Genomic DNA, 12,607 nt, shown 5'->3' on the forward strand with positions numbered 1-12,607 from the left:
CAAACAAAGCCTAAATAATGAATAGTAGTCCAGCTATCACGCCCACTGAGAGCAGCATAAACAGCATCCAAGCGCCATGCATTAAACGAATCGTGGCATTGATGTGTGCAACACCAAGTATTTCCAGGGGTTCACCCAGGGTAGCGCGATGAGAAGCCACGCCCTGATAAAAATTAGTGCCACCTAGCTGCACACCCAATAACCTAGCCACCATGGCTTCCGGCCAGCCGGCGTTGGGGCTGGGGTGACGTGGGGCATCGCGGCAGGTGTCGTGCAGTGCGCCTTGCCAGCGCAATCTTAGAATACCTAAAACACTCATTAGCATACCGGCGAGCCATAGACACAGCGCGGTTAAGCGTGCCGGTAACCAGTTGGCTACATCGTCCAGCTTGGCGGAGGCAAAACCAAAATCAGCATAGCGTTGATTTTGATAGCCGACCATCGAATCCAGGGTATTCACTGCCTTATATGCCAGCGCTAGCGGCGCCCCGCCAATCAGGGCAAAAAACAGCGGCGCAGTGATACCGTCCACGGTATTTTCCGCGACAGTTTCCACCGTACCGCGGGTGATTTCTGCTTCGTTCAGGCTATGGGTGTCGCGGCCGACAATCATCCCCAGCGTCTGGCGAGCAGAGGTTAAATCGCCCATGGTCAGCGGCTTTACCACAGCACGGGCCGCATCGCCCAAGCCTTTAATCGCCAGTGTCGTGGAAAGCAGCCAAAGTTCTGCAATAAGCGCCAGCCCGGGGTGCAATTGCATCAGTGCTGAAAGCAACAGCCAGCTAATAGCCCATACGCCAACGACCACGATGAGCGCTAGCAGCGCGCCGCTCCATCTTCGCTGCTGCGCCGTACCGCGATTCCATAGCCGTTCAAAACTGCTGATAAAGCGGCCCATTATCACCACCGGATGCGGCAGAGCACGCGGGTCGCCAACGATTAAATCAATCGCGATCGCCAGTGCGATCAGCGTCATCCCACCTAACGTGGCACCAACAATCATGCCCTCGCCTTGTCACTGACACCTGCTGAATCAAAGGTGGCCATTTCCGTTATCATCGCTGCCGCTGATTGAAGCAAGGGATAAGCCAGCACGGCGCCGCTGCCCTCACCTAGCCGCATGCCCAGGTCCAGCAGCGGCTTCGCGTCGAGGGCACGTAGCGCCACCTCGTGTCCGGGTTCTTGGGAGCGATGGCCAAAAATCAAATAACCGCGCACGGCTGGATAAATTCGACAGGCGGTTAACGCAGCGACGGTGGCAATAAAGCCATCCACAATGGTCGGCAATCGATGCGCGGCAGCGGCTAAATACGCACCGGTCATGGCGGCAATTTCCAGCCCGCCTAGTTTGGCAAGCACTTCCAAAGGATCCAGGGGGCCAGCATTGCGTGCGGCTATGGCGCGTTCGATTATTGCCACTTTGTGAGTTAATTGCTGCTGATGAATACCGGTTCCCACGCCCACCAGGCTTGCCACCGGCTCGCCGGTAAATACCGCCAGCATTGCGCTGCTGGCGGTGGTATTAGCAATCCCCATCTCTCCGACCATGATGCACTTTGCCCCCGTTTTTTTTGCCCGCTCAACCGCTGACACACCGACGTTAACAGCCTCTAACGCTTGCTCAGGCTGCATCGCATCCGCTACCACCATATTAGCGGTACCGCGACATACCTTGGCATTGACCACACCAGCAGCCGTGATATCGCTCGCCACGCCGACATCCACAACTTCAATACGCGCGCCAATCTGACGAGCAAAAACATTAATCGCCGCGCCACCCTGAGCAAAGTTCGCCACCATCTGCGCGGTCACTGCTTGCGGAAAGGCAGAAACGCCCTCAGCAGCAACCCCATGATCGGCAGCAAAGACGATCACTGCCGGTGGCGTAATGCTGGGCTTAAGTTCCCCGGTAATGGCGCACAGCTGTGCGGCTAACTCTTCCAATGCGCCCAAGCTACCTGGCGGTTTGGTCAATGTATCCAAATAACGACGCGCTTCTTCACCCGCATGTAAATCAACTGACTGAATGTGGTCAATAATGGCGTGCATGCAGGCTCCGGCTTGGTGAATTGACAATAAAGATTAAACATGGCGCGCAAAATGGTAGCAAAAGCCTGAGTGCTATACTTGCTATTTCCTTGGTGGCTCTACCAAGCTGTTGGGGTCTTGAAGTTTCACGCGCCTAGCGGCGTGACGTATTCGCCAGCCTATATTCGGGTAAGAAAACTACAAATGTGGTTTTTATTGCCGTAAAGTCTCTTATATCGACGCTAAAAAATGTAAAATAACTACATGTCACACACCGTCTCTATCATGCAGAGGTCCCTATGTCGAGCTCAACACCTGCTACTTTAAACCCCACCGTTGCTGAGGTTACCCAGCGTATTCGTGACCGCTCGGGACAACGGCGTGCTCTATATGAAGCCCATATGGCTGCCCAGCATAAACAAGGCGTACATCGTGGCGAACTTTCCTGCGGCAACCTGGCGCACGGCTTTGCAGGCTGCGACGTGCCTACCGATAAGGGGCGGCTTAAGTTAACCAATAGCGCGAACTTGGGCATCGTATCGTCCTATAACGATATGCTTTCAGCCCACCGGCCCTTTGAAGATTATCCCGCCGCTATTAAAGAAGCCGCACGCGGCATGGGCTCAACCGCTCAGTTTGCCGGTGGTGTACCCGCCATGTGTGATGGGGTGACTCAAGGCCAGCCGGGCATGGAGCTATCGCTTTTCTCTCGCGATGTGATCGCCATGGCGACAGCAGTGGCACTTTCCCATAATATGTTTGATGCCGCTCTGTATTTAGGTATCTGCGATAAAATCGTGCCTGGGCTGTTCATTGGCGCGGCCCGTTTCGGCCATCTGCCCGCCATATTTGTGCCCGGCGGCCCGATGACGACTGGGCTGCCCAACGACGAAAAAGCACGTGTTCGTCAGCTTTACGCAGAAGGCAAAGCCGGTCGTGAAGAACTACTGGAGGCTGAATCGCAGTCGTATCACAGCCCCGGCACCTGCACGTTCTACGGCACCGCCAACTCCAACCAACTGATGATGGAAATGATGGGCCTGCATTTGCCTGGCGCCTCCTTTGTGAACCCCGGCACTCCCCTACGCGACGCGCTCACCCGCTACGCAACCGAACAAGCTATTCGTAATACCGAGCAAAGTGGCAATTATCGCCCCTTCTACAAGCAGATTGATGAGCGTGCGATCGTTAACGCCATTGTCGGCTTGTTGGCCTCAGGCGGATCTACCAATCACACCCTGCACTTGGTTGCCATGGCGGCAGCAGCGGGGATTACCATTAACTGGGACGACTTCACCGACCTTTCAGCCGTTGTGCCCAGCATGACCCGCATTTACCCCAATGGCCAAGCGGATGTTAACCACTTCCAGGCAGCTGGCGGCATGAGCCTACTTATTCGTGAGCTACTTGAGGCAGGGCTAATGCATGCGGATATTCCTACCGTATTTGGCACTGATATGACCGCCTATACCCAGGAGCCTTTCCTTGAAGAGGGTAAGCTCATATGGAAAGAAGGCCCGACGACCAGTCATGACTCAGACGTACTGCGTCCGGTTAGCAACCCCTTCTCCCCCACCGGCGGTCTTACCGTGCTTGACGGCAACCTTGGCCGTGGCGTAATCAAAATCTCGGCGGTTAAGCAGGCTCACCGGATTGTTGAAGCGCCGGTTAAACTGTTTGATGACCAAAATCAGGTAAAAGCGGCATTTGAATCCGGCCAGCTTGATCGTGATGTTATCGTTGTGGTTCGGTTCCAAGGCCCCAAGGCCAACGGCATGCCCGAACTCCATAAGCTCACTCCGTTTTTGGGCGTACTCCAGGACCGTGGCTACAAAGTTGCCCTGGTAACCGACGGGCGCATGTCCGGTGCATCGGGCAAGGTACCTGCCGCCATCCACGTCACGCCAGAAGCCGTTGATCGCGGACCACTCTCAAAACTGCAAGATGGCGATATCGTGCGCCTTGATGCCGAGAGCGGCGAACTAAATGTGCTGTTGGATGCCGCAACAATGAATGCACGCCCCTGTGCTGAGGCTAACCTGGAGCATAACCACTTCGGCATGGGGCGTGAGCTCTTTGGCGGCTTCCGCCACTTAGCCACTAAGGCTGAAGAGGGGGCGGGCGTATTTGGCGGTTTCGAAGCGGAAGTGCTAGCGCGGGAACTCGAAAAAATTGAGCAGGAGGACCAATGAGCCGACCGGCCCTCATTGGCGATATCGGCGGCACCAATGCACGCCTGGCGCTAGTAACGCCAGGCGAAATCACGCCGCACGATATTATTAATCTACCCTGTGCTGACTACCCCGGCGTTATCGAAGCGGTTCATGACTATCTGGAACGCGTAGGTGGCACGGGTGCAAACGCGCCCCAAGAGGCTTGCTTAGCCTTCGCCTGCCCCGTTCACGCTGAGCGGGTCAAAATGACCAATAACCACTGGGCGTTTTCAAAAGGCGATGTTCGGCAGACGCTGAACCTGTCGCTTTTTAAGGTTATCAATGACTTCACCGCCCAGGCGTTGGGCGTTCCTCATGTCGCTGCCAATGAATTGGTCGAAGTCCAGCCGGGCAAGAGCCAAGCGCACGCCACGCGCCTTATCATCGGGCCTGGCACGGGGCTAGGCGTTGCCGGCGTGTTTCCCGGTCAGCGAGCCTGGATCCCGCTTCCCACCGAAGGCGGCCATGTCACCTTCGCACCGACAGATGATACCGAGCGGGCGATTGTAGATGTGTTTAAACAACGCCGTACACGCATCAGCGTAGAGCGCATATTATGCGGTCAGGGCATAGTAGAGCTTTACCAAGCCTACTGCAGTTTTGAAGGCACTGAGCCACGTTTTACCCGCCCAGCGGAAGTCACACAAGCAGCCAATGAAGGCGACCGTCTAGCCACTGCTGCCCTACTACGCTTTCTAAAAATTCTTGGCGATGCGTGCGGCGACGCCACCTTAACCATGGGCGCCCGCGGCGGCGTTTACCTATGTGGCGGCATACTACCGCGCCTGCTGGACTGGCTGCCAAAAAGCGAATTGCGCGCCGCTTTTAGCAATAAAGGCCGTATGGGCACCTACAACACCGACATCCCTATTTGGGTGGTTACCGCCCCCTGGACCGGCTTATTAGGCGCCGCCGAAGCGCTGCATAACGAAGAAGTTTTCTAACAATATCAATAAAGGAGCGACAGATGACTCCAGTCATCGCCTTTGGGGAGGCACTGGTTGATATGCTCTCCAGCCGTTTAGGGGCAGCAACGAATGACCAGGAAACCTTTACGCCCTATGCGGGCGGGGCACCTGGCAATGTGGCGGTCGCCTGTGCCCGCTTAGGAGTGCCTAGCCAGTTCCTTGGTATGGTGGGCGACGATACGTTCGGACACTTCATCGTGCGCGAACTCGCCAGCCACGGCGTAGATACCAGTGGCGTGGTCTACACTCAGCAATCACGCACTGCACTGGCGTTTGTTTCCCGTGATACACACGGTGAACGCACCTTTGATTTTTATCGCCCGCCCGCGGCTGATTTACTTTATCGCCTTGAGCATTTACCCCAGGGCGTATTTGAAAACCCAGCCATTCTGCATCTATGCAGCAATAGCCTGACCGACCCAGAGATTGCCGACGTTACCCTGGCGATGGCCACCATGGCCAAACGGGCAGGCTGCTTGGTCAGCGTAGACGCTAATCTGCGTCATAACCTTTGGCCGAGTAGAGAAGCGGATACCCACTTGGTAACGCAACTGCTGGACAGCGCGGAGCTGCTCAAACTCTCCCTGGAAGAGCTTGACTACTTACGCGCCGACCACCCCGCAGAAGCCTGGCTTTCAGAACGGTTGGCATCGGGGGTTAAGGTCATTCTGATTACCGACGGCCCCAATGACGTCGTGCTTAAAGGCGTCGGAATCGACCAGCGCATTACACCACCAAACGTTGAAGCCGTAGACACCACGGCCGGGGGCGACGCCTTTATTGGTGGATTGCTGGCTGAGCTCTCGGCCCATGGCATCAATGAAAACTGGCAAAGCGATAGCGACTTTCTACGCCGTGCCGTTGTTACTGCTTGCCGCTGCGGTGCCCACGCAGTCACCCGGCCCGGCGCGTACGCGGCGTTGCCAACGCGGGCTGATATTACCTAATCAACAGAAAGCAGAGTATTAACAACATGGCGCGCCTCAAAAAGGCACGCCATTTTTTATGCCTCCGTTAAGAGTTGCTATGCTTCTTGAGGGGTTTTCTATACGCGAATTCTATTCGTACTTATGTCTAAAGCTGTCGACTTGTACAAATGTCAGACATTTAATAGACTGAGTTCAATAACGTCTATTACGAGACACACCATGACATTGGACGCCCTGCCGCCCCATCAAGGGGGCGCCGAACATTTAGCGCGTTTACTCGCCCAAGCGCTACTAGCAGGCCACTGGCAGCCGGGGGACACCTTCCCTCGTGAGTTGGATATCAGCCGACACTTTGCGGTTAGCCGCAATCAGGTCCGTAACGCACTGACCAGCCTCACTGCCGCGGGATTATTAGAACGCACGGCGGGCCGCGGCACGTTGGTTCGCGAGATAGGGGACTGGCACCTGCTCGACCCACTCATGAGCGAGTGGATGACGGGCCTGGTTAACCTTGATCCTCAGCTGGTACGGGAGATTTACGCTTTTCGCTACTCCGCCGAGCCGGTAGTGGCGGGGCTGGCAGCACTGGCAGCCCAGGCTGAGGACATTGATCAGTTGGAGGAAGCTTTTGCGGGCATGCAAAACACCGCTGGCAGTGTTGATTCGCGTGCCGAGCATGCTGAGTACGACGTTGCTTTTCATGATGCCACCTACCGGGCCAGCCACAATCTTGTCTGGCGGCAAATGGGTCATTTACTCCGCCCTTCCATCATGGCGCTGGTACACCGTTCACAGCACCGCACCGACACCTTAGACGACAGCCTAGCCCGCCACCGCCAAGTGCTTGAAGCCATACGCAACCGCGATGTCAACGCAGCTGAAAATGCCGCCAGAGAAGTATTGCGCCGCACCGCCACCGACCTTGGCATCGTTAGTCAATAATAGAAGGACGACCGAATATGAAAATTACCCAGCTCAAGACTTGGCAAGTTCCCCCGCGTTGGTTGTTCCTCAAGATCGAAACCGACGAAGGTTGCTACGGCTGGGGCGAGCCGGTCATAGAAGGCCGTGCCGCCACCGTTGAAGCTGCCGTACACGAGCTTTCCGACTACCTGATCGGCCAGGACCCTCACCGCATCGAACACCTGTGGAACATCATGTATCGCGCCGGTTTTTATCGCGGTGGGCCCATTTTAATGAGCGCCATTGCCGGTATCGATCAGGCACTATGGGATCTTAAAGGTCGCGACCTGGGCGTGCCCGTTCATCAACTATTAGGCGGTGCCGTGCGCGACAAAATGCGCATGTATGCCTGGACAGGTGGCGACCGCCCAAGCGATGTGGGCGCTGGCGCCAAAGCGTTGGTCGAGAAAGGCTTTACCGCCTTCAAAATGAACGGCACGCCTGAGATGCAAATCGTCGACTCACACCGCAAGGTCGATGAAGCTGTGGCTCGCGTAGCGGAAGCCCGTAATGCGGTGGGTCCTGATGTGGGTATTGGTATCGACTTTCATGGCCGTGTACACCGCCCAATGGCCAAAGCGCTGCTGCGCGAGCTAGAACCCTTCCACCCGATGTTTGTAGAAGAGCCGGTCGCGCCCGAGCACTTGCCTTGCCTGAAAGACATTGCCGGTGGTTTAGGCTACCCGTTGGCCACCGGCGAGCGGCTACATACACGCTTTCAGTTCCGCGACCTGCTAGCCGACGGTATGATCGATATTATTCAGCCGGATATCTCTCACTGTGGCGGTATCAGTGAAGGCCTCAAGATCGCTGCCCTGGCATCCGCCTACGACGTTGCCCTGGCGCCTCACTGCCCGCTTGGCCCATTGACCTTAGCGGCTTCGTTGCAGCTGGACGCGGTGAGTCACAACGCCTTTATACAAGAACAAAGCATGGGCATTCACTATAACCAGGGTAATGACGTACTCGACTACTTGGTCGATAAGTCAGCACTTGCCATTGAAGATGGCTTCTGCGCCATTCCCCAAGGCCCTGGGCTTGGCGTTGAGATCAACGAAGAATTCGTTGAAGAACGCGCCAAAGTGGGCCACCGCTGGCGTAATCCGGTCTGGGCTCACGAAGACGGCTCTGTTGCGGAATGGTAAGCCATGCGGTCAATCTTGAGAGCAAGCTGATGAGTACAAACAAGGCATTAAATAGCCTAGCGTGGATTGCTGTGGACTGGGGTTCCAGCAACCTGCGTGCCTGGGGGTTGGATAAAGACGACCAAGTGATTAGCCAAGCCAATAGCGATAAGGGCATGCTGTCACTAAAGGCCAATGAGTATGAAACCGAACTGCTGCGGCTGGTGGGCAACTGGTTGCCCACCACTGGCCAGGTTGATGTAATGATATGCGGTATGGCGGGTGCCCGCCAGGGCTGGCTGGAAGCCGCCTATTTGCCGGTACCCACGCGGCTTGACCAACTCAGCCTGGGTGCGGTAACGCCCATGCTGACGGGCAGCCAGTTACGTGTTTATCTGCTCCCGGGATTAAGCCAAACCCGCAGTGCCACGACGAACTTTGATGTGATGCGCGGTGAAGAGACCCAACTGGCAGGCTTGGTCGCCGAGAGACCAGATTTTTCGGGCCTCGCCTGCCTACCTGGCACCCACGCCAAATGGGCAACGCTTGAAGCTGGCGCCGTCACTCAGTTCACTACCTATCTAACCGGTGAGCTTTACCAGTTGCTAGCGCGCCAATCGGTTTTGCAGCACTCTATTGGCAATGACGACCTGAACGACGCGGTTTGTCTTGACACTTTTACTGCAGCAGCCAAAGAGAGTTATGAAGCGCCCGAAGCATTCAGCAGCCGCCTTTTTGGCCTGCGCGCGCAAGATTTACTCGATAGCCAGCTTCCTACTGGGAAGATGCGCGGAGCAGCACTTGCTGCAAGGCTTTCGGGTCTTGCCATCGGCCTTGAACTCTCCGGCGCCTGTCGTCAGCGCTCTAACGATGAGCCAATCATGTTGATTGGCGGTCAAGCCCTTTGCCAACGCTATACCGTGGCACTGAATACGATCGGCTATCAGACGCAGCATTTGGATGGCGATATGGCGGTGCTTGCGGGCTTACGGCTAGCCCACCATGCGTTATAGGTTTGAGGCTGCCGTCGTTGTGCCCTACATAAGTTGTACCGTACATAAAATGGAGAGATTGCCTATGTCACTGCCACTGATTGGTATTTTGCGTGGTGTTACCCCCGAAGAAGTCGTTGAAATCGCAGGAGCGGTGCTGGCCGCGGGGATTACGAAAATTGAGGTGCCGCTCAACTCACCCAACCCACTGGAAAGCATTCGTCTGTTGGTGAATGCTTTTGGGGAACGCGCATTGGTTGGCGCAGGCACGGTACTGACGGTTGCTCAAGTGCGCGATGTGTACGACGCTGGAGGACGATTAATCGTTTCGCCCAACTGCCGACCCGCGGTGATAGAAGAAACGCACCGGCTTGGCATGGCAAGTTGGCCAGGCATTGTCACACCTTCCGAAGCCTTCGATGCACTCGATGCAGGCGCTACCGGGCTTAAATTATTCCCGGCAGTACAGGTTGGGTTAGAAGGTATGAAAGCCGTACGCGCGGTACTACCGCCAGGTACACTTTTATATGCAGTGGGCGGCGTAGGCGTCGAAAACTTTGCCCAGTGGCGCGCTGCAGGCGTCGATGGCGCTGGTCTTGGCAGCGCCTTATACAGACCCGGCCAAAGTGCCTCTCAGGTAGGTCAACAGGCGCAGGCACTGGTCGACGCTTGGCAAGCGGGAGAACAATAACGAAAACAATAAGGAGAACAAACTAAAATGCATACCGACATGAGTGATTCAGCGTGGCAGGCCGAATTAGCGGTCGATTGTCGCTGCACCCTGGGTGAAGGCCCTCAATGGGACGCTGATAACAAACGTCTCTATTGGTGCGATATTCTCGAACAACGACTGCACTGGTTGTCACCTGTCAGCGGAGATAGTGGTCATTACCAGCTTGATCATATGGTATCGCTGGCCGCTCCACTCGATGGCGGCGGCCTGCTACTAGTCGGTGAAGACCGCTTGAGCCGCTTCGATCCAAGCAACGGCAGTACTGAAACGTTTTGTGATTTTGAAGCCGATAACCCTATCACCCGTAGCAATGATGCCCGTGTGGATCGTCACGGCAGCTTATGGCTTTCCACCATGGGAAAAGCCGCTGAAAAAAACGCAGGCAGCCTTTACCGCCTGCATCGCGGTAGGCTCACACGTTTGCGCTCAAACCTGACGATACCCAATGCCATCTGTTTCTCGGCTGATGGCAAGTTTGCCTGGTTTACCGACACAGTGACGGGCGTGGTTATGCGCTGGTCGCTCGACAGTGAGGGTTGGCCCCAAGGTGAACCGCAGCCCTGGGCAGACTTTTCCTCAACAACAGGCAATCCTGATGGCGCGGTAGTGGATAGCGAAGGCTGCCTATGGCTGGCCCTTTGGGGCGCGGGCCGGGTTGTTCGTCTGGACAATAACGGCCAAGTTATCGGTCGTGTTGAGCTTCCCGTCAGCCAACCTTCTTGCTCAGCCTTTGCTAGTCAGGACCTCAAAACGCTGTATATCACAACGGCCCAAGAGGGGTTTAGCGCTGAACAGCTTGCCCAGGAGCCAACCGCCGGCTCGCTTTATGTCGTCGAAACCGGTGTTAAAGGGCTAGCAGATCCACTGCTGCGTCTAGAATAAATTTGTTGGCGTTGCCGCGTCGCTGCGCTCCTCGCAACGACGCGGCCTCATTCCCGACAATCGTCGCTTAGCCAGCGAAGCTAATGTACATAACGATTACCAATACCACCAAAACGATCCCGGCGGGCACGGCGCCTTTCCAGGGCGTTAGATCCACATCCCCACTGTGTTCCTGAATCCAGTCCGTTTCCCTTGGGCAAACCTTGCCAATAATCAGCATCATCACTACCAACAGCACGAAGACTAGCGCCACAAAGTGGAACTCATGCATTATCTGCGGTAATAGGGTAAACGGCGGTACAAAATAGCCTGCGGCAATCAATAAGCAGCCACCTACCAAGCCAATTTTAGCCGCCATGGGAGGAACGCGCTTCGTTAACAGCCCGACCAGTACCACCGCCAGGATTGGAATAAAGTAAATCGCGTTCATTTTTTGCAGATAGCCAAACAGGCTCTCCTGGCCTGCCAGCAGCGGCGCAATGATCATGGTGATAATAGCCATGATCCAGCCAAACACCTTGCCCGACTTAACAACCTGCGCTTCTGTAGCGTCCTTATTCAGTACGCCTTTATAGATACCTAGACTGAAAATCGTGGTGGTGCTGTTCAGTGCCGAGTTAAACGACGACAAAATCGCGCCAACCATGACCGCAGCGAAAAACCCGGTTAGATAAGGTGGTAGTACATTGAACACCAAGTGACCATAGGCCTCATCGGCCCGTACGCCCTGGTCGGCATAAAGGTGATATGCAATGATACCCGGCAACACTAGGTACAGCGGCCCTAGCAGCTTGAAGAGACCGGTCAACAGGACGCCCTTTTGCCCTTCAGCAAGGTTCTTCGCTGCAAAGGTGCGTTGGATAATCTGCTGGTTAGTGCTCCAGTAGAAAAGGTTAATGAAGAAAACGCCGGTAAATAGGGTGAAAAATGGCACTTGCTGCTCGGAGCCGCCAATCGAATTAAGCTTCTCCGGGTCGCTCTCTTTAAGGATATTCCAGCCTTCCATAACGCCAGTACCGTCACTGACGGCCTGCAAGCCGAAATAGACAATAACGAAACCGCCAATCAATAGGCCAACACCGTTAAGGGTATCGGAAACCGCTACCGTACGTAGCCCGCCAAACAGTGCATACACCGACCCGATAATGCCGACAATCCAGACCGTTAACCATAGCAATGTCGTAGAAGACTCAATGCCGGTTAGCCCCTGGAGGTCGAGCATCCCCTGCAAACCTATAGCACCCGAATAGAGAATAATCGGCAAAAGAATAACGGCATAAGCAATCAAAAAGATAATGTTTGTGATTAGCTGGGTATCTTTGTCGAAACGAATTTCGAGTAACTGCGGTAGCGTAGCAATACCGCTTTTCAAAAAGCGGGGTAGAAAAAATAGCGCCAATGCCACCAGCGCAATGACCGCCACTACTTCCCAGGCCATGACGCTCAAACCATCGGCAAAAGCAGCGCCGTTAAGCCCCACCATTTGTTCGGTGGAGAGGTTGGTCATCAGCAAGGAGCCGGCGATCAATGGGAAGGTTAGAGTACGTCCAGCGAGAAAGTAGCCGCTGGTGCTTGAGTGGTCATCTCGGCGGGTGATACGCCAAGTGATAAAGGCGACAAGTCCTGTAAAAAACAGGAAGGACGCCAGGGTCAACGCGTGCATTTTGACTCACCTCATCATCATTATAAGTGGCACGCACGATACTGTATGCGCGTATAGCGAAATGTCAGACAAATCGTATAGCTATTTTAGTTGAGCTAAATTTAGCCCGTTA

General features: G+C 55.2%; 11 protein-coding genes. 8 read left to right on the forward strand and 3 right to left on the reverse strand.

All coding sequences use genetic code 11. From position 1 onward, the window contains the following. Positions 1-10: 10 nt before the first annotated feature. The gene (gene cbiB, locus ACUVOF_RS17865; protein WP_447045610.1) at positions 11-1,003 is read right to left on the reverse strand and encodes an adenosylcobinamide-phosphate synthase CbiB; all 993 of its coding nucleotides are present in this window, start codon (positions 1,001-1,003) and stop codon (positions 11-13) included. Next, positions 1,000-2,049 carry a nicotinate-nucleotide--dimethylbenzimidazole phosphoribosyltransferase gene (gene cobT, locus ACUVOF_RS17870; RefSeq protein WP_447045611.1) on the reverse strand — a complete coding sequence of 350 codons (1,050 nt, stop codon included), beginning with the start codon at positions 2,047-2,049 and terminating at the stop codon, positions 1,000-1,002. Before cobT ends, cbiB begins: the two co-directional genes overlap by 4 nt. Before the next feature lie 278 nt (positions 2,050-2,327). On the opposite strand from cobT, the gene edd reads away from it, so the two are divergent. The 8 genes from edd (at position 2,328) to ACUVOF_RS17910 (ending at position 10,832) form a co-directional block, all read left to right on the forward strand. Next, positions 2,328-4,220 carry a phosphogluconate dehydratase gene (gene edd / locus ACUVOF_RS17875; RefSeq protein WP_447045612.1) on the forward strand — a complete coding sequence of 631 codons (1,893 nt, stop codon included), beginning with the start codon at positions 2,328-2,330 and terminating at the stop codon, positions 4,218-4,220. After that, a complete protein-coding gene (glk, locus tag ACUVOF_RS17880; RefSeq protein WP_447045613.1) occupies positions 4,217-5,185 on the forward strand; it encodes a glucokinase in 969 nt (322 codons plus the stop codon). The genes edd and glk overlap by 4 nt, the downstream gene beginning before the upstream one ends. Before the next feature lie 23 nt (positions 5,186-5,208). After that, on the forward strand, positions 5,209-6,156 hold the full coding sequence (locus tag ACUVOF_RS17885) for a carbohydrate kinase family protein (protein ID WP_447045614.1): 948 nt from the start codon (positions 5,209-5,211) through the stop codon (positions 6,154-6,156). Between the two features lie 201 nt (positions 6,157-6,357). Then, the gene (locus tag ACUVOF_RS17890; RefSeq protein ID WP_447045615.1) at positions 6,358-7,080 is read left to right on the forward strand and encodes a FadR/GntR family transcriptional regulator; all 723 of its coding nucleotides are present in this window, start codon (positions 6,358-6,360) and stop codon (positions 7,078-7,080) included. Positions 7,081-7,097: 17 nt separating this feature from the next. Then, complete coding sequence (gene dgoD / locus ACUVOF_RS17895) at positions 7,098-8,246, forward strand: galactonate dehydratase (RefSeq protein WP_113269512.1); 1,149 nt, start codon at positions 7,098-7,100, stop codon at positions 8,244-8,246. Between the two features lie 29 nt (positions 8,247-8,275). Further along, the gene (locus ACUVOF_RS17900) at positions 8,276-9,238 is read left to right on the forward strand and encodes a 2-dehydro-3-deoxygalactonokinase (RefSeq protein WP_447045616.1); all 963 of its coding nucleotides are present in this window, start codon (positions 8,276-8,278) and stop codon (positions 9,236-9,238) included. 49 nt (positions 9,239-9,287) lie between these two features. Further along, positions 9,288-9,908, forward strand: a complete 621-nt coding sequence (locus tag ACUVOF_RS17905) for a 2-dehydro-3-deoxy-6-phosphogalactonate aldolase (protein ID WP_447045617.1) — start codon at positions 9,288-9,290, stop codon at positions 9,906-9,908. A gap of 27 nt (positions 9,909-9,935) precedes the next feature. Beyond that, positions 9,936-10,832, forward strand: coding sequence for an SMP-30/gluconolactonase/LRE family protein (locus ACUVOF_RS17910; protein WP_447045618.1), 897 nt, complete (start codon positions 9,936-9,938; stop codon positions 10,830-10,832). A gap of 67 nt (positions 10,833-10,899) precedes the next feature. Here the strand turns inward: ACUVOF_RS17910 and ACUVOF_RS17915 are convergent, their stop codons facing one another. After that, positions 10,900-12,495, reverse strand: a complete 1,596-nt coding sequence (locus ACUVOF_RS17915) for a solute:sodium symporter family transporter (protein ID WP_447045619.1) — start codon at positions 12,493-12,495, stop codon at positions 10,900-10,902. Between the last annotated feature and the right edge of the window lie 112 nt (positions 12,496-12,607).

The organism is Vreelandella sp. H-I2, from assembly GCF_052959335.1.